The organism is Stakelama portus (assembly GCF_003171655.1).
GTDB lineage: Bacteria > Pseudomonadota > Alphaproteobacteria > Sphingomonadales > Sphingomonadaceae > Sphingomonas > Sphingomonas portus.
Window position 1 is genome coordinate 123035 of the sequence record NZ_QFZL01000004.1, and the last position, 16836, is coordinate 139870.

Sequence of the window (16836 nt, forward strand, 5' to 3'; positions counted from 1 at the left end):
GGGCTGAATTGTTGAAGGTCCGACAGCAAGTATTGCGAGCGAAAGTGCAAGTTTCAACATGAGTCCCTCCCTATTTCAGGGCAGCATTGTCTTTGAATAGGCTGGAGGAGTCTAGGTTTTCGTCAGGGCCGTCCCGTTGGGGCGGCCCTTTTTGCTTTGGAGGTGCCCGATGGACGACGGTTCGCCAGCTTTGGAAGTTGGCTTCGCGATCGACACGGGTGGTTCCTATCAGGAACTGTTGCAGCTGCAGGAGCTGATGGGTTCTGCGGAAGCGAAGATGGTGGCCGAGGCGGCGAACATCGAACGCGCCACCGGGAGCATGGTCAAACTGGGTGGCGCTGCTGCCGAATTTCAGGCTTTCAGCAGCGCCGCAACGCGCGAGTTGCAGGCGATCAATCGCGAAAAGGCGAATACGGATCGAGCGGGTGAACGGCTGATCAAGCAGTTGGAACGCGAAGCCGCTGCATTGGGGCAGACGCGTGATCAGATGCGTGATGCCAAGGTGGAGGCGATTGCGCTCGCGGCCGCTGAACAAGGCAATGCGGATCTTGCTGACCGACTGCAGTTCGCGTCGCGGCAACGCGCGATTGCAGCAGAGAATGCGGCGCAGGCAGAAGCGCAGGCGGCGGCGCGGGCCGTGGCCGCGAAAAATGCCGAAGTGGCAGCGGCAGAGCGACTGGCGCGGGAGCATAAGATGCTGGCCGATGCGGTGCAGGCATCGCGCGCGGCGCAGGAGGCCGATGCTGTTGCCGCCGAGCGGCTGCGCGCGTCGACCGATCCCCTGTATGCCATCACGCAGCGGCTGAATGCCGAACTGGCGGAAAGCACGCGCCTGTATCACGGCGGTACGATCGGCGCCGAAGAATATGCGCATCAACAGGCCGTATTGCAGGGGCGGCTTGAGGATGTGGGGCAGCAACAGCGGATGCTGAACCAAGGTTTGGGCGGGTTGGGTGCGACCGGCAAGTTGACCGGGTTTCACATGCAGAATCTGGCGTTCCAGTTCCAGGATATCGGGCTGGGCATGTTCGCAGCGGCGCAGAGTGGCGCGCCGCTGCGCATGGTGCTGACGACAATGATCCAGCAGGGATCGCAGATTTACGGGATCATGGGACAGGCCGGAGTGGGGTTCCGGGAAGTGGGTGCAGCAGCAGCCGACATGTCGAAAAAATTGCTGCTGGCGACGGTAGCCAACCCAGCTTTGATGGGAATCGCTGGTGCCGCTGCAGTCGCAGCCGGAGCAATCGCGCTGTTGAACCATGCCGCGAATGACGACGCAGACATGAAGGTATATGCCAAGTCGCTAGGTCTGACGGCTGCAGAGATCCGGAAGCTCGACAATCTTACCGTCACCTGGGGTGACACGACCAAGGCGGTTTTTCAGGTCGCCGGAGAGGCGATCTGGGACGCAATCGGCCCGAACGTGACGGATGTGAAGGATGCGATTGGCGACTTCTTCAGCAGCGCGATGGACCAAGGCAAGGCGTTCGGCAATTTCCTGATCCAGGTGAGTGTTGCCACATTCAAGACGTTTCGCAAGAACTGGTCGAGCCTGCCGGAGGTGCTGGGCGATCTGTTTTTCAGTGCAGTCAACGCCGCCATCGATGCAATAAATTTGATGCTGAGAAAGGCGATCGAAGGGCTGAACTGGCTGATCGCGCAGGCGAACAAGATATTGCCGGACGCATGGGCATTGCCCGAGCTGACCGCGCCGCAGATCGAGCGCGCGGCAAATCAATATGCCGGTGCAGCACGGAAAATGGCCGATAGCTGGAGCGAGGAATTCAAGGCGGCCGAACGTGATTATATCGGGGATTTCGCCTCCGTAGTTTCGGAAAGGGCGCGCCAGAATGCACGTGATCGCATACGCGCGCAGGCTGAGGAAAAGGGGTATCTGGACCCGAGCTCGACTCGCGCTCGGCTGTCAGCGGAAGAGCGGGCCTATCAGAATGCAGTGAAAGCGGCGCGGGAATATGCTGCGGCGCAGCAGGAAGAGGCCGACAAGATCGGCCTGAGCGCGCGGGCGTTGCGTGAATATGCCGATGCGGCGGCGATCGCTGCGGCGCCGACAGAGGCGCTGAAACAGGCGATCCGCGATGCCGCGGCAGTGCGCGAAGCGGCCTATGGCCGGCAAAGCGCGGTGGATTTCGACAAGAATGTGATGCAGCCGCTGCGCGATGAGCTGGCGCTATACGGCCTGATCGGCCCGGCGCGTGATCAGGCGGCGCTGGCGCTGGAGAAGGAAGCATTCATCGCCCAGCATATGGATGATGGGATCGCGACGGCGACGGCGCGCTGGGAAGAATATTACGCCGCGAAAAGCGCATTGATCGCGCGGGACGCGGCGGCGGAGCGCGAAGTCGAGACGATCCGGCGGATCCGCGAGGAAATGGACCGGTTGATCGATGCGGTCGAACGGAGCGGAGACGCATTTGCGCGGGCATTCGGGCAAGGCGGCGATGCGATCAACGAATCGATGCGTGCGCTGATCCAATACAGCGAAACACGAAAATATTGGCTGGGCGAGCTTGCGAAAGATAATATCGACGAGGCGCGGTACGCTCGCGAGAACGCCGCCGCCCAGATCGCGTTTTACGGCGACCTGTCCGAAGCCGCGCAGGGGTTTTTCCGCGAGGGAACGGCGGGATATCAAGCCCTGCAGAAGGCCGAGCAGACGTTTCGCGCGATCCAGTTCGCATTGTCGGTGCGCGCCATTGCGCAGGATGCGATCGAAACCGGGGCTTCGCTGGCGAACAGCGCGGCGCGGACGGCGAAGCATGCGGTGGAAGCAGTGGTCAAGGCGATCAGCAGCCTGCCATTCCCGCTGAACCTGGCCGCCGGGGCGGCAACGGCTGCGGCGATCGCATCGCTGGGCGTATCGATCGGCGGCGCATTCGGCGGCGGTGGCTCCCAGTCCGAGCCCAGCAACACCGGCACGGGCACGGTGTTCGGCGATCCGACGGCGCAGAGCGCGAGCATCAAGAATGCAATCGATGCCCTGCGCGAAGTGGATACCGTGACCAGCACCTATGCGCGGCAGATGTCGGCGTCGCTGGAATCGATCGACAGCCAGATCGGCGGCTTTGCATCGCTGGTGCTGCGCACGGGCAATATCGATGCGAATGCCGGGATCACCGAGGGGTTCAAGAAGGACCTTACCGGCAACCTGCTGGAAGGGCTGATCACCGGCGGGGGCATCCTGTCCAAGATTCCGATCATCGGCGGGATCATTGGCGGCATCGGCAACTTCATCGGGTCGCTGTTCGGATCGCGCACCGACGTGACCGGCAGTGGCCTGTATGGCGGGCCGCAGACGCTGGGATCGATCCTGTCGGGCGGGTTCGACGCATCCTATTACAGCGATATCACCAAGACGAAGAAGTTCTTTGGCATCGTCACCGGACGGTCACATTCGACGCAATATAGCGCTGCGAACCCCGATCTGGAAAACCAGTTCACACTGATCCTGAGCAATTTCGCCGATGCGATCGAAGCGGCCGCCGGACCGCTGGGCGTGGCGACCGACGATGTCGAGGCGCGGCTGAACGGATTTGTCGTCAATATCGGCAAGATCGACCTGAAGGGGCTGACCGGAGCCGAGATCGAGGACAAGCTGACCGCCGTGTTCGGCGCCGCCGCCGACAATATGGCGAACGCCGCCTTTCCGGGCATACGGCAGTTTCAGCAGGCGGGCGAAGGCATGTTCGAAACGCTGGTGCGCGTCGCCTCCACGATCGAGGCAGTGGGGAACACGCTGGACCTGCTGGGGCAGGGTGTCGGCAATCTGGGGATCGAAGCGACGCTGGCGCTGGCCGATCAGTTCGACAGCGTTTCGGGGCTGGTGGATGCCGCCGATGCCTATTTCCAGGCATATTATACCAAGGAAGAGCAAGCGGCGGCGAAAGCCGCGCAGATGGCCAAGGTGTTCGAGGGTCTGGGACTGGCGATGCCGGGTTCGATCGCGGCATTCCGCCAGCTGGTGGAGGCGCAGGATCTGACCACGGCAGCGGGACAGGCGACCTATGCCACGTTGTTGAAACTGGCGCCGGCGTTCGCCGATGTGCAGGAGGCGCTGACCGGCGGGAAGAGTGCCGCCGATATCGCCAGCGAGCGCCAGAGCCTGCAGCGCCAGTTGCTGGAGCTGCAGGGCGATACGGCGGCGATCCGCGAACTGGACCTGGCGAAGCTGGACGAAAGCAATCGCGCGCTGCAGCAGCAGATCTGGGCGATTCAGGACGCGAAGGATGCCGCCGCCGCCGCCGACGAATTGCGGCAGGCATGGCAGAGCGTGGGCGACAGCATCCTGGACGAAGTGAACCGCATTCGCGGCCTGGCCAATGGCGGCACCAGTACCGATTTCGCGACGTTGCAGGGGCAGTTCAACGCGGCGACGGCATCGGCCCGCAGCGGCGATCAGGATGCGGCGAAAAGCCTGCCGGGGCTTTCGCAGGCGCTGCTTTCGGCGGCCGCACTGGTGGCGACGAGCCGGCAGGAACTGGATCGGGTGCAGGCGGCGACGGCGGCGAGCCTGGAGGCGACCTATGCCGCAATCACCGGCTTTGCCGGGGGCACGGCGGCGGCTTCGATCGCGGCGGCGGGGACGCCGAGCGGCGACCGGATCAGTTCGCAGCCGGTGCAGGTTTCAATCGACGATCTGCTGAACGCCGCGGCGACCAATCAGGTAGCGACGGCACCGGCAAGCGCCAGTGGCGACATGGCGAGCGAGATCCGCGCGCTGCGCGAGGAAGTGGCGCAGCTTCGCAGCGAGAATAATGCCGGGCATGCCACCACTGCCGCTAACACCGGATCGATGAAGCGGACGCTAGACAATGTAACTCAACAGAGCGGTGGCGACGCGATCAGCATCGAGATTGCCGCATGAAGATCGTGACGGCAGGCGAGACCGAAATCGAAATCGGCACGCTGGAGGCATCGCCGACGATCGGGATTGTCGATTACAGCCGCCGGGTGACCGACGATTTCGGCGTCACGACAATCGTGAAGCGTGGATTTTCGCGCAAGATGTCGGTTCGGGTTGCGCTGGAAACCGAAAATGTCGCCGCGGTACAGCGGCAGCTGGCGGCGCTGCGCGCGACATCGGCGCGGTGGAAAGCCGATGATCGGTTCGACTGGCTGAATTTCGAGGGATATTACAAGGATTTCGAGCTGGACCTGGCGGTGCCGCCACTGAGTTACTGCACGCTGAATGTCGAAGGGCTGGCAGAAACAGAGGCGGGCGCGGATCCGGGTGGCGATCCGGCGCCCACGGGCACATCGACGTTGCGCCTGCTGCAGCCGATGACGGTGACCGATGCCGCGCTGGTTTCGTGTTCGATCGCCGAAAATGATGCTTCGCAATGGTCGGCGGCCACGACCTATGCCGCCGGGGCGAAGGTGCTGCGCGGCAATGCGCACCGGATTTATGAAAGCGTTGCCGATGGCAACGTGAACAATGATCCGGCGACATCGACTGGCAAGTGGATCGATGTCGGGCCGACCAATCGCTGGGCGATGCTGGATGGCGCGTCGGGCACGGCATCGTCGTCCTCCAGCACCATTTCCATCACGATCGATCCAAGCAGCATCGATGCGGTGGCGCTGATCGACGTGGTCGGCACCAGCGCGCGAGTGCAGGCACCGGGATATGACCGCACGATCGCGGTCGCCAATGGCAGCGCATTGTTCCTCGATCTGCCCACCACCACGGGCAATGTGACGGTGACGGTATCGGGCAGCGGCACCAAGTCGATCGGCACGTTGTTGATCGGCACGCTGGTGCCGCTGGGCGTGACGGAAGCGTCGCCGACCGCCGGGATATTGGATTTCAGCCGTAAGGAAACGGACGATTTCGGCGAAGTCACGCTGGTGCAGCGTGCCTGGGCAAAGCGGATGGCTGCGCGCGCGCTGATCCGCACGGACGCGATCGACATGGTGGCGAACCGGGTGGCATCGGTGCGTGCGCAACCGGCATTGTGGATCGGGGACAGCTATCTGGACAGCCTGATCGTGCACGGTTTCTTTCGCGATTTCACGATCGAAGTGGGCGAAACGGTGAGCACCCTCGCGCTGAATGTCGAGGGCTTCTCTGACGCGACGACGCCGAAGTCACTGGGGCAGGCGACCACCTATGACGACGGGACGCCGATCGAGGATCTGAAGCCCGCCGAACCGGGTGCGACGCCTGGCGCAATCGTTGGTGAGAATAGCGATCTTCCCGGCAATGTGCAGCGACCCGGTGGTGGCTGGTATTGGAAGGGAGATCTCGAAACCGCGATCGGTACGGCGGCGGGCGTATTGGGTCAGGGCGCGCTGGCGACCGAGAATGCAGTTCTTTGGGGTGGTCCGCTGATCGCCTCTATACCGACTGAACTCACCGACGGTCGAATCGCAGCCGGGCTGGATGGCTCAGGCGATCTGGCACGGAATATCAGCACCGCTCGTGCGAACAGTTCGGCATTGCTGCGCAAGCTGGGCGGCGGTTTGTTCACGGGCGAGCTGGCGGCGGATGTGACCGCAGGGCACACTGCAGCGGCGATTACGGGCCAGGGTGGGCTGGCGACGAAGAGCGTGGTGACGCCGTCGCTGTTGTCGAGCGGTTTTGGAAGTGCTGTCAACGCGATCCTTGATCCAACGTTTCAGGACAGCAGCTATTGGGAAAGTCTGTCGGTTTCGACCAACAGTGCTGCTTGCACAGCGCTGGGAGTTAAGCGCGCGGCAGTCATTTCCGGTGACGGTGGTACTTCAACTAGCCCAAGTTATACGACGATCCGGTCGCGGACCCGCCCGTGTCGAGGCGGAGAATTGCTGACGTTTGGCGCGCGGTCCTATGTCGGCGTGCAGCTTTCCGGAAAAGCATATGTGCGGATCGATTATTTTCGCGACGATGACAGTGTAGTGATCGCGGCATTTCCGGAGCTGGTGCCCTCCGGCACAGCGGCGGGGGCGTTGGGATCGAAGCAGGCGCGGGTGAAGCTGCCGGACGATGCGGTGGCATGGTACATGTACCTTTATGTTGCCTGGGACGCGAATGTTGCGCGGGCTGGCACCGTCTATTTCGCCGATCCGTTTGTGAGCCCCAGCGCGGTGCTGGGACAGAATGTCGTTCTGGAGGACGGCACGACTGCTGGCACCGAAGCCGTGCTCCGCACTTCGCTCGGCACCGCCGCCGCCATCTCCGGGCAGGGCAGCCTTGCGACGAAGTCAGTAGTGTCTCTGGACAGTGATGTTACCGACGGAGCGACCTATAAGCGCTATCAGCTTACCGAGCGAACCAAGCTGACAGGGGTGGAGAATTACGCGACCGTCGGTGGCGCTTTTGGGGTCAACCTGCTGGAAAGCACAGGCGGCTCGCCGGCCACATTGTCGAATTTCAAGACGGTTCTGGGAACAGCGGCGGCGATTACGGGTCAGGGTGGCCTCGCTACCAAGAGCGCAGTTGATCTGTCCTCGGGCGAAGTCACGAACAAAAGCCTCGCAAATCTGGATTCGACCGCCAGCACAAAGTTGGGCGGTATCGCCGCCGGTGCCACGGTTGGCGCAGCGTGGGGCACAAATCTGACCGGGCGGCCCACGGAACTGACCGACGGGCGCGTTGCGGCCGGGCTAGATTCGAGCGGCCTGATCGCGCAGGACATCCCGCAGTCGCGCGCGACATCGTCGAACCTGTTGCGGAAAACCGGTGGCGGGTTGTTTGTCGGTGATCTGGATGCGGATTTGACCGGCGCGAACACCGCCGCGGCCATCCTAAATCAAGGATCGCTGGCCACCAAAAGCGCGGTCAATCTGGCGACGTCCGATGTCACCGGCACGCTCGGCACCGCCAATGCCGCGACCGGGCTGAAGAACAGCAGCATCACGATCGGATCGAACGGATCGCTGTCGGGCGCCGGTGGCGGTCAGGTGACCTATGGCGGCCTGGGCGGCAAGGCTGTGGGCCTGAAGGACACGCTCTATTTTGGTGACGGGCTGTTGCTCGAGTCCAGTGGCGGATCATCGGCTACGCTGAGCAACTTCAAAACGTCACTCGGCATTGCTTCGGCCATCACGGGTCAGGGCGGGTTGGCGACCAAGAGCGCGGTCGACCTGTCATCGTCTGACGTGACCAACAAGAGCCTCGCCAATGTCGACAGCGCGGCGAACACGAAGCTGTCGGGCATTGCTGCCGGCGCGACGGTGGGGGCGGCGTGGGGAACCAATCTAACCGGGCGTCCTGCTGAACTGACCGACGGTCGGGTATCGGCGGGACTGACCGGTGATGGTGATCTCAATCGCAACATTTCGGCAACGCGCCGGGACAGTAGCAACTTACTCGGTCGATCTGGCGGTGGCCTGTTCACGGGCGAGTTGGCGGCGGATGTGACCGCAGGGCACACTGCAGCGGCGATTACGGGCCAGGGTGGGCTGGCGACGAAGAGCGTGGTGACGCCGTCGCTGTTGTCGAGCGGTTTTGGAAGTGCTGTCAACGCGATCCTTGATCCAACGTTTCAGGACAGCAGCTATTGGGAAAGTCTGTCGGTTTCGACCAACAGTGCTGCTTGCACAGCGCTGGGAGTTAAGCGCGCGGCAGTCATTTCCGGTGACGGTGGTACTTCAACTAGCCCAAGTTATACGACGATCCGGTCGCGGACCCGCCCGTGTCGAGGCGGAGAATTGCTGACGTTTGGCGCGCGGTCCTATGTCGGCGTGCAGCTTTCCGGAAAAGCATATGTGCGGATCGATTATTTTCGCGACGATGACAGTGTAGTGATCGCGGCATTTCCGGAGCTGGTGCCCTCCGGCACAGCGGCGGGGGCGTTGGGATCGAAGCAGGCGCGGGTGAAGCTGCCGGACGATGCGGTGGCATGGTACATGTACCTTTATGTTGCCTGGGACGCGAATGTTGCGCGGGCTGGCACCGTCTATTTCGCCGATCCGTTTGTGAGCCCCAGCGCGGTGCTGGGACAGAATGTCGTTCTGGAGGACGGCACGACTGCCGGCACCGAAGCCGTGCTCCGCACTTCGCTCGGCACCGCCGCCGCCATCTCCGGGCAGGGCACCGGAGCAACGGCGAACAGCCTGTCCCAGCTGAACGCCACCGAAGGTACGAAGCTTTCGGGCATCGCGACGGGTGCAACGGTTGGTGCGGCCTGGGGCACAAATCTGACGGGGCGGCCCACCGAATTGACCGATGGGCGCGTTGCCGCCGGGCTCGATGCTGCCGGCGATCTGGCACGCAACCTGACGACGACACGGGCGAACAGCTCGAATCTTCTGCGTCGGACCAGTGGTGGGCTGTTTACCGGGGAGCTGGCAGCGGATGTTACCAGCGGTCACACCGCGGCGGCGATTGCTGGACAAGGAGCGCTTGCAACGCAGAGCGCCGTGGATCTGTCGAGCGGACAGGTGACGAACAAGAGCCTGGCCAACCTTGACAGTAGTGCTGCGACGAAGCTGAGCGGGATCGAAGCCGATGCCGATGTCACCGCGAACAATCAGCACGGGATGGCCGATGTCCCGAACATCGTCGTCAATGCCGATTATACCGGCACGGCGAATTCAGGCGAGTTGCCGAAGCTGCGTTCGTTCCGTCGGCTGATCGGCACGACCGATGTGAGCGAGAGTACCAGCTATGCGATCCTTTCCAGCTCAGGCTGCACGGCGACGATCAACAACACCGCCGCCAGCGCGCAGCGGGGCGATGTTTCGGTGTCGGCGGTGTCGGCGGCGCAGGGGAGCATCACTGTTTCGGCGGCCTATGGCGGGGTGACGCTTTACAAGCAGATATCCATCCAGCGGATCGACGCGCCGCCCCCGGTAAGCGCAGCGAGCGGCCCGGCAAGCACTAGCAGTTTTACGAATCCAGGCACCAACACCACGCACCAGGTGATGACAGAGAACCTGACGGTAGTGGTCGGCACTGGCGGGGAAGTCGATCTAACCGCGCCATTGACCTATTCCGCAGTGAACGGTTCCGAATTCGACGTCACCTATCTGGCAGCGAAATGGCAATATAGCGCCGATGGATCGACGGGGTGGTCGGATGTGGCAAGCGAGATCACAGGCTCAGCAGCGGAGCGGTGGTTTAGTCTCAATCCTCCCAAGGGGCAGCGGGACTTTCCCGGCGATATCGCGGTGACCCAGACCAAGACGGGGCTGACCAATGGCGCCACTGCCTATTTCCGATTGATGGGCCGCATGGTTTCCGGAGGGCAAGGCCTGGCATCGGTGGTCGGCACCGCAACGGCGTCGCCCCAATGATGCGCCGGGCGAAGGAAGTGCATGCGGTCCGGCATTGGCTGGTCACGCACGCAAACGGTGAACAGACGCGTCATTATACGCACGGCGATGATCCCGCGGCGGAAGGGATCGATACCGGCGTCAGCTGTATCAAGGTGCCCGAGCCCGCGCATGATCGACAGGTGTGGGACAAGCGGAAGCGGCGGTGGAAAGACTGCCCGAGCAAGCAAGCTGAGCATGACCAGGCGATGCGGAAATCCATGTCGCAGGAAAGCCTGATCGAATTGGTCCTGACGCTGGAGGCGCGCGTCAGAGATCTGGAATCGCGCCTCGATCAACCGGAGAAATGAAGATGCGTATTTTTAATGGCATCGCCGATGCCGCAGACGCCGCGCGCGCCCACTTGATCATCAACGCCGGGCTGCTGCCCGCGCACCTTTCGACCAGGCTGGGCGATCTGACCCGCACGGGCACGTCGCCTGTCGATTTGGCCGCGAGTTTCACCGAGGCGGTGTATGCCAACCCCGCCGACTTCGACGATGATGCACGCGAGATCGCGGCGGGTTGCGCCTCGATCTGTGAGCGCGACGGCTTCCACGGGCGGCTGGACAATCGGGCCGGTGCCATGATGCTGGCCCTGCGCCGTGCTGCCGGCGAGACGGCGCCCAGCGGTGGCTGGCCGGATGCGGCCGATGATCCGTCGCCGAAAAGCGAATGGGGTGCGCCGATCGAAGAAGCCGAAGGCGAGGGTGCATAAATGGCCGCTCTCAACAACAAGCCAACGCCGCGCCCCCGGAAGGCCGCAGCGGCGAAAGTCGGCGTGAAGCCGAAGGCCGAGCCCGAAATGCCCGAGGTGACGGCGGAAGCCAAACCGGAGGTGCCTGCGCCTCGTTTCTTCGCGGTGCACGGGTTGCTTCGCGACGCCCAGGGCAATGAGGGCGGGTTCTTTTATCCGTTTCTGGCAGCTGGCGAGAATGGCGCTTTGGCGATGGGATACCAGTCGATCGAGCGGGACTTTCCCGGCGTTCGCGTGGCGCACATCTGGGCCAATGACCTGACAGAGATTTCGGCGCAGGCGATCGCTGAAATCGATCAGCACAGATTGCGGATCACCACAGACTAAGCCTTGGGCGGCAAGCGTCCTGCGGCCAGTTCGGCAAAGAAAATGACGGCGTCACGCAGTTCCGGCGCTCCCTTGATCACCTCATTTGCGGAGAAATTGATAAGATGTTCAGCATCTTCCGAAGGTATCGTGCCATTGCTGACCAGCCAGGAGAGCAGGTCGAGCGAAAGCCGATTGGTGAGCAAAAGAACCGCCTTATCAGCAGTTTCCTCGTCCATGATGAATCTGCCGTCCATGATGGCCCTTCCTTTGCCGGGAGTCGTTCGAGAACGCCTGCATACCCGGTTTCTACAATGCATGCGATTCGAGCGCAGGGGGCGTTGGCGACAGTACAGAAGGTAAAGGTCAATGCCCGATAACCGCCCGCAAGGCATGGGCAATAGCGAGCAGGTGCGCGTCATAGCCGAGCAGCTGGCAGAGGCGTTTATCAAACGGTTCGACCGTGAACATCCGCCGGCGCCTCCGGAATCCCGCGTCCCGGCTCCGTTGAAATGGGCGGCCGGGATCATTTCGTCGCTCGCCAGTCTGGGTGTGGGCGGCATGTGCATCTGGGGCGTGACGACTCTGAGCAGCCTGCAGCAGACCGTTACGCGGATCGATGAACGCCAGCAGCTGTCGGGCGACCGCAGCGACGATCGTTTTGGTGAACTGGATCGGCGCATCGGCCAGCTGGAGGCAATGCACCGTCACGAAAGTGGCGACCAGCGCTGAGGCGCAATCGGAGATATCGACATGGATATGAGTGAGCTGCAGCGGCGCGTGGGCGTCGCGGCCGATGGCGTGTGCGGTCCGCAGACGCGCGCGGCGATACTGCTCAAGCTGACGGAAGGCCCAGACACCCCGCTGGACGTGATGGATATCGAAGATGCGGCGGAGGATCTGGGTGTCGAGCAGGCAAAGATCTGGGCCGTGTGGGATGTGGAGGCGACGGCATCGCCCTTTATCGATGGTCGCCCGACGATCTTGTTCGAGTCCCATCGTTTCAGCCGCGCCACCGGCCACCGTTTCGATGTGAGCCACCCGCATATCTCTTCTCGTAACTGGAACCGGAAGCTCTATCCGGGCAGCCAGGCCGGGCGGTGGAAGCAATTGCTCGACGCCGTGGCGCTGGATGTCGACGCGGGGTTCGCGAGTGCCAGCTATGGCGGGTTTCAGATCCTCGGCGAAAATCATGAAATCTGCGGTGCGCCGACGCCCTGGGCGTTCGCCTGGCGCCAATCGCAAACCGAGGCTGATCAACTGGCTGCGTTTCTGCTGTTCGTGAAACGGCGCGGTCTGGTGCAGGCGTTGCGCACCGGCGACTGGGCTACCTTTGCCGGCGGCTATAATGGCACCGCCTATCAGGCAAACCGATATGATGTGCGCCTTGCGGAAGCTTTTGCCCGCAGGAGGGCCGCGCAATGACGGGGCGTATCGATCTGGGCTTTATCGGCTGGCTCGGGCGATTGCCGGGCCATCTTGGCGCGCCGTTCCGCAGCCTGTTGTCTCAGGAGGGCCGTCGCGCCTGGGCGCTCATGCTGCTCGCCGGCGGCGGCGTGGCGATGACCATCTATGCAGGGTTCACGCTTTGGTTCGTGCGGGAATCGCCGTCGCGGGTGTTCTGGCTGGGCGTCGGTGCGCTGATTCTGATCGGGATCGTCCTGACCGGGTTTGCGGGCCTGCTGATCAAGCGGACGATCCGGGTGAGCCGTGACGGCATCGAGATCGAAGACGCTGTGGTTGCGGCAGCCGCAGAGGCGGCAGCGCGAACCATTTCAAGCAGGGATGAAGAAGCATGACCGAATATCTCATGCGTTTGGCTGCGCGTACAGGCGCCAAAGGGAACGTGCAGCGCGTGGTGGCGGGGCTTATCGCTCTGGCGTTGCTGATTGCGCTGTCCGGGGCTGTCCGTGGCGCCCTGGCGGTGTTCGACTGGTTCAACGATCGCGGGGCAGTTTCGAATGATCGCAACAAGAACAACGCCAGGGTGCGCTCCGATCAGGTGGACGCGGAGCGCGGGGCAATGAAGGCGCGGCAGATGCGCGACGCCGCAGAGGCGAACGAACAGGCCAATCTGATCGAAAGGATCGACGATGCGCGGACCAATCGCAGCAGCGCTCTTGACGCTATCGCTGACTAACTGTGCGCTGCCCGAACGGGCGGTGCCGGTGATGCCGGACCCTGCGCAGCTGAGCGCCGGGTGCCCGGATGCCTTCCCGAAGCTGACCGGATTGCCGCCGCTGGCCCGCTTTACGCTGGCGGCCGATGTGATCGGCACGCGCGACGACGGGACGCGGGCGCTGTTGCCGGCAGGGACTGAGGTCGCGCTTTATTCAAACGTGCTCGATCGCGACGAAGTGACGGCACTGTTCATCGTGCGCGGTGCGCGCGGCGCCTGGGCAGGTTGTCGCTCAGGCGTGCTCTACGGCCTCGACTGGATCAGGAATATGGAGGCACCGCCATGATTTGAATGAAGAAACAGCCCAATATGCAACAGCGCCGGCGGAGCAATCCACCGGCGTTTCATTTGCTGGCGAGCAGCCAGCGCGTATCGTCGCGATCGCGCCACAGCGGCCACCAGAATGCGTTCCAGTAGAAGAAGCGGACCCATCCGGCGCATCCGCGCGTGAAGCGGCAGGGCGAGCGCCTTCCGATCAGGCAATAGTCAGCGCCCTTAGCGTGGCGGATGCGCTCCAGCGCGAGGCGATCGAGTTCGCGCGATTCGCCGCAGGTGTCGCATTGCGCCTTGAGGCGCCCACCGCGCGCGATCGTGTCGGCAATTGTGCGATAGGAGGATGGAATCAGCGGTGCGGTCTTGCCCATGCCCGGCAAGCGAGCAGGCGCGATCCAACATTGCAATCGAAGCTATGGGTGAATGACGAGTTCGCTTGAATCCTATCGTCCGGCTTCCTATCTCCCGGTCGCCTGCGGCATGTACAGCGGACATACAGTTGCCGCCATGTATCGTCCCCCGCAGTTTACATGCGGTCGCCTCCGGACTATTCCGCAGTGAAAACTGGTCGCGACCGTTCTACAAATGGGGGGAGGATAGGATGGACATGGAAACGCTGCTTCAGTTTTTCGCGACACTATTTCTTGTCATCGTCAGCTTTTTGTTGCTGGCTAATGCGGCAAGTGTTGTCGGATATGTGCTGCACCGTCGGCGCACCGTGGACAGAATTCAACGGCGTCTGGCTTCGGTGATCGCATTGTTCCGGATCGGAGTTCGATAATAACCGATTTCGATTCGCTTGGCCTTTCCCCCTATGCGGTCGGCGTTATCGGAAGCGCTGTTGTCGAATTCTTCGCTTTTGCGCGAGCCTGCGCAAAGCTCGACGGACATCTTCCATCTCGATATCGAAAGTGGCCCTATATTGCCACGAGGTGTCTGATGCCGTTCGTGTCAGGCACGCTTCCGTTGATCATTGATGCGGCGACGCCATTGATTGCATTCTATATGGGAGCTACCGCGCCGATCATCGTCGATCGTCTGGCAGTGGGTGTGATGCCGAAATTGCCCGATCCCGATGCACCGCTGATCGGTGGTGACGAAGTATCCAATGCATGAACCGACGTCGCGTCCGCTACTCCGCCCGCATCAATTGTGCAGGGAAGGGTGCGACCAGCGATTGCGCTTCGTTCCAGTCGCCGGTCAGCCATAGTTGATAGTCGTCTTCGGCGAGGATCACGGGCATCGCCTTGGGATGGAGCGGCTTGACCAGGCTGTTCGGTTCGCAGGTGAGAAAGGCGAACACGGGTTCGCCGTTCCACATATCCCATATTCCGGCGAAGGCGGCGGCTGGGCGTGAGGGGACGGTGAACCAATGTTCTTCGCGGCCTTGCCCGATCTTCGGTTCGGCGAAGCGCGTGAATGGGACTAGGCACCGGCGCTCGATCCTTGGCACGCGACCGCGCCAGAAGGGGCTGGACAGGTTGCGGATATTGGTGACCTGCGTTTTGCGCGTCGTCCCTTCGCGTTTTCCGGGGACGTGAAGCTCGAAGCCCCAGCGCATCGGCTCGAACCGCTTTTCGCCATCCTCGATACGCGCGACCCAGCCTTCACCCTTCGGCCACACGTCGTCTAGCGTTTCGCCGAACGCGTCGGGGAGGCTCCACCCGATATAGTCAGCCCACGCGGCGATCGCTTCCGGATGTTTTTGGTAGTGATTGCACATCAGTCGGTATCCACGGATCGCGGGCGCCCAGCTCGCGTTCATCGACCTGAAAGTATCGAGCGAGGATCAGCCTGTCATCTTCATCGAGACGTTCCGGCGTGCCGCGTCTCATGAACTGCTGGAAATACGCTGCATTGCGACCGAGTAGGCGACTGACTGATGCATAGGTTTCGCCGTGCGCGTTGATCAAGTGCTCCAAGCGGTCGCGGATGTGGTGCGGTTCCATTGGCGCAAGGCAGCAGGCAAAATCCTACATTGCAAGCGGGGCGAGCAACGCTGCGATCGTCAAAATGATGATCAACGTGGCTTCAATCTCGATGAGTCTTGGTCTGCGCAATGAGCCATTCCTAACTTCGGGAATAGTTCGGGACCTTCAGGTCGTTTCCGTTCCGATCGTATCCGGTCTGTTCCGTGAAAGGGAGATTGACCTTCGGAGAAAAGCGCGTAAATGCCCGCATTCCCGAGGTACGGGCGGTTAGCTCAGTTGGTAGAGCATCTCGTTTACACCGAGAGGGTCGGCGGTTCGAGCCCGTCACCGCCCACCATTTGCGGGTCGCGACTTTTCAGCCGAACATTCAGAGCGCGCGGATGAGCCGGGTCGCCTGGGCGATCCAGGGGGGATCGGCGACCACTTGCTGGCGCGCGCCGGCGCCGAGCGGGAGCAGGTGCAGCCTGCCATCTTCGCGACCGAGCAGCCGCCCGAACAGGAAGCGTCCGGCGGGCCGGGGGACGAGGATGTCGCGATTGAGCGCCTGTGCGAAATCGGCTGGTGCCAGCCGCTCGCACCAGACTTCGTCTCCGGTGCGATAATCGCCGACGCCGCCAGTGACGCGCAGCGCCACCATTTCGGGCGAGGGACGCGGTGCCGCGAGCGTTGCCTGCCGCCGCGGCGCCTGAGCCCCCTGTCCGTCGAGATGGGCGACGACCGGGACATCGGGACGGTCGGGAAGCTGGACCAGATCCGCTGCGTCGACTTCGAGTGCGGCGGCGATGCGGTTCAGCCATCCCACCGATACGGTTCGCGTTCCGGTTTCAAGGCGACCGATCGTCTGGGCCGTGGTGGGCGGATCGCAACGGCGTGCGACATCCTCTAGCGTCAGCCCCCTGGCGCGCCGGACTTCGCGGATTGCAGTAATCATTGCGGCTCCTGAAATAACCAGATCGGTACATTTCACTGTCCTACAACAGCATCGCTGTGGCAAGGCAAATCGAATCGCGCAATGGATGGGAGTGGCCGATGCAGGAACTTGCCGAACGGGAAATCGACGGAGCGACCGGGCGTATCGGTCGCGCAGGCGCGCGCAAGGGCCGGCGCAGCGTGACCGTCAACCTTGCCGAATCGCC

At 62.6% G+C, this 16836-nt stretch carries 17 protein-coding genes and 1 tRNA gene; 13 read left to right on the forward strand and 5 right to left on the reverse strand.

The window, feature by feature from the left end; all coding sequences use genetic code 11:
* Nucleotides 1–169 precede the first annotated feature (169 nt).
* The 5 genes from DKB74_RS12070 (at nucleotide 170) to DKB74_RS12090 (ending at nucleotide 11338) form a co-directional block, all read left to right on the forward strand.
* On the forward strand, nucleotides 170–4882 hold the full coding sequence (locus DKB74_RS12070; protein WP_109808421.1) for a hypothetical protein: 4713 nt from the start codon (nucleotides 170–172) through the stop codon (nucleotides 4880–4882).
* Nucleotides 4879–10236, forward strand: coding sequence for a beta strand repeat-containing protein (locus DKB74_RS12075; protein ID WP_109808422.1), 5358 nt, complete (start codon nucleotides 4879–4881; stop codon nucleotides 10234–10236). Before DKB74_RS12070 ends, DKB74_RS12075 begins: the two co-directional genes overlap by 4 nt.
* On the forward strand, nucleotides 10233–10565 hold the full coding sequence (locus DKB74_RS12080) for a hypothetical protein (protein ID WP_145960982.1): 333 nt from the start codon (nucleotides 10233–10235) through the stop codon (nucleotides 10563–10565). Before DKB74_RS12075 ends, DKB74_RS12080 begins: the two co-directional genes overlap by 4 nt.
* Nucleotides 10562–10972 carry a hypothetical protein gene (locus tag DKB74_RS12085; protein WP_109808424.1) on the forward strand — a complete coding sequence of 137 codons (411 nt, stop codon included), beginning with the start codon at nucleotides 10562–10564 and terminating at the stop codon, nucleotides 10970–10972. The genes DKB74_RS12080 and DKB74_RS12085 overlap by 4 nt, the downstream gene beginning before the upstream one ends.
* Nucleotides 10973–11059: 87 nt before the next feature.
* Nucleotides 11060–11338: a hypothetical protein gene (locus tag DKB74_RS12090; protein WP_145960983.1), complete on the forward strand. Its 279-nt coding sequence runs from the start codon at nucleotides 11060–11062 to the stop codon at nucleotides 11336–11338.
* On the opposite strand, the gene DKB74_RS12095 is transcribed toward DKB74_RS12090, so the two are convergent.
* A complete protein-coding gene (locus DKB74_RS12095; RefSeq protein WP_109808426.1) occupies nucleotides 11335–11574 on the reverse strand; it encodes a hypothetical protein in 240 nt (79 codons plus the stop codon). The two genes, DKB74_RS12090 and DKB74_RS12095, sit on opposite strands and share 4 nt — an antisense overlap.
* A 112-nt stretch (nucleotides 11575–11686) precedes the next feature.
* On the opposite strand from DKB74_RS12095, the gene DKB74_RS12100 reads away from it, so the two are divergent.
* From DKB74_RS12100 to DKB74_RS12120, 5 genes are read left to right on the forward strand one after another with little or no spacing between them, the layout of a single operon-like run.
* Nucleotides 11687–12049: a hypothetical protein gene (locus tag DKB74_RS12100; protein ID WP_145960984.1), complete on the forward strand. Its 363-nt coding sequence runs from the start codon at nucleotides 11687–11689 to the stop codon at nucleotides 12047–12049.
* 21 nt (nucleotides 12050–12070) lie between these two features.
* Nucleotides 12071–12742 (forward strand): N-acetylmuramidase family protein, encoded by a 672-nt coding sequence (locus tag DKB74_RS12105; RefSeq protein WP_109808428.1) that lies wholly within the window; start codon nucleotides 12071–12073, stop codon nucleotides 12740–12742.
* Nucleotides 12739–13116 (forward strand): hypothetical protein, encoded by a 378-nt coding sequence (locus DKB74_RS12110; protein WP_109808429.1) that lies wholly within the window; start codon nucleotides 12739–12741, stop codon nucleotides 13114–13116. The genes DKB74_RS12105 and DKB74_RS12110 overlap by 4 nt, the downstream gene beginning before the upstream one ends.
* Nucleotides 13113–13457, forward strand: a complete 345-nt coding sequence (locus DKB74_RS12115; RefSeq protein WP_109808430.1) for a hypothetical protein — start codon at nucleotides 13113–13115, stop codon at nucleotides 13455–13457. Before DKB74_RS12110 ends, DKB74_RS12115 begins: the two co-directional genes overlap by 4 nt.
* The gene (locus tag DKB74_RS12120; protein ID WP_145960985.1) at nucleotides 13411–13782 is read left to right on the forward strand and encodes a hypothetical protein; all 372 of its coding nucleotides are present in this window, start codon (nucleotides 13411–13413) and stop codon (nucleotides 13780–13782) included. Before DKB74_RS12115 ends, DKB74_RS12120 begins: the two co-directional genes overlap by 47 nt.
* 58 nt (nucleotides 13783–13840) lie before the next feature.
* Here DKB74_RS12120 and DKB74_RS12125 read toward each other — a convergent pair whose 3' ends face one another.
* Nucleotides 13841–14140 carry a hypothetical protein gene (locus DKB74_RS12125; RefSeq protein ID WP_109808432.1) on the reverse strand — a complete coding sequence of 100 codons (300 nt, stop codon included), beginning with the start codon at nucleotides 14138–14140 and terminating at the stop codon, nucleotides 13841–13843.
* Nucleotides 14141–14370: 230 nt separating this feature from the next.
* On the opposite strand from DKB74_RS12125, the gene DKB74_RS18635 reads away from it, so the two are divergent.
* The gene (locus DKB74_RS18635; RefSeq protein ID WP_145960986.1) at nucleotides 14371–14550 is read left to right on the forward strand and encodes a hypothetical protein; all 180 of its coding nucleotides are present in this window, start codon (nucleotides 14371–14373) and stop codon (nucleotides 14548–14550) included.
* Nucleotides 14551–14708: 158 nt separating this feature from the next.
* The gene (locus DKB74_RS18720; RefSeq protein ID WP_154670834.1) at nucleotides 14709–14885 is read left to right on the forward strand and encodes a hypothetical protein; all 177 of its coding nucleotides are present in this window, start codon (nucleotides 14709–14711) and stop codon (nucleotides 14883–14885) included.
* A 16-nt stretch (nucleotides 14886–14901) separates the two neighbouring features.
* On the opposite strand, the gene DKB74_RS12130 is transcribed toward DKB74_RS18720, so the two are convergent.
* Together DKB74_RS12130 and DKB74_RS12135 are read right to left on the reverse strand one after the other, a co-directional pair.
* On the reverse strand, nucleotides 14902–15492 hold the full coding sequence (locus DKB74_RS12130) for an SOS response-associated peptidase (protein ID WP_109808433.1): 591 nt from the start codon (nucleotides 15490–15492) through the stop codon (nucleotides 14902–14904).
* Nucleotides 15443–15718, reverse strand: a complete 276-nt coding sequence (locus DKB74_RS12135; protein WP_239987493.1) for a hypothetical protein — start codon at nucleotides 15716–15718, stop codon at nucleotides 15443–15445. The genes DKB74_RS12130 and DKB74_RS12135 overlap by 50 nt, the downstream gene beginning before the upstream one ends.
* A gap of 243 nt (nucleotides 15719–15961) precedes the next feature.
* Between DKB74_RS12135 and DKB74_RS12140 the strand changes: the two genes are divergently transcribed.
* Nucleotides 15962–16037 (forward strand) — tRNA-Val (locus DKB74_RS12140).
* 30 nt (nucleotides 16038–16067) lie between these two features.
* On the opposite strand, the gene DKB74_RS12145 is transcribed toward DKB74_RS12140, so the two are convergent.
* Nucleotides 16068–16631 carry a helix-turn-helix domain-containing protein gene (locus DKB74_RS12145; protein ID WP_109808434.1) on the reverse strand — a complete coding sequence of 188 codons (564 nt, stop codon included), beginning with the start codon at nucleotides 16629–16631 and terminating at the stop codon, nucleotides 16068–16070.
* Between the last annotated feature and the right edge of the window lie 205 nt (nucleotides 16632–16836).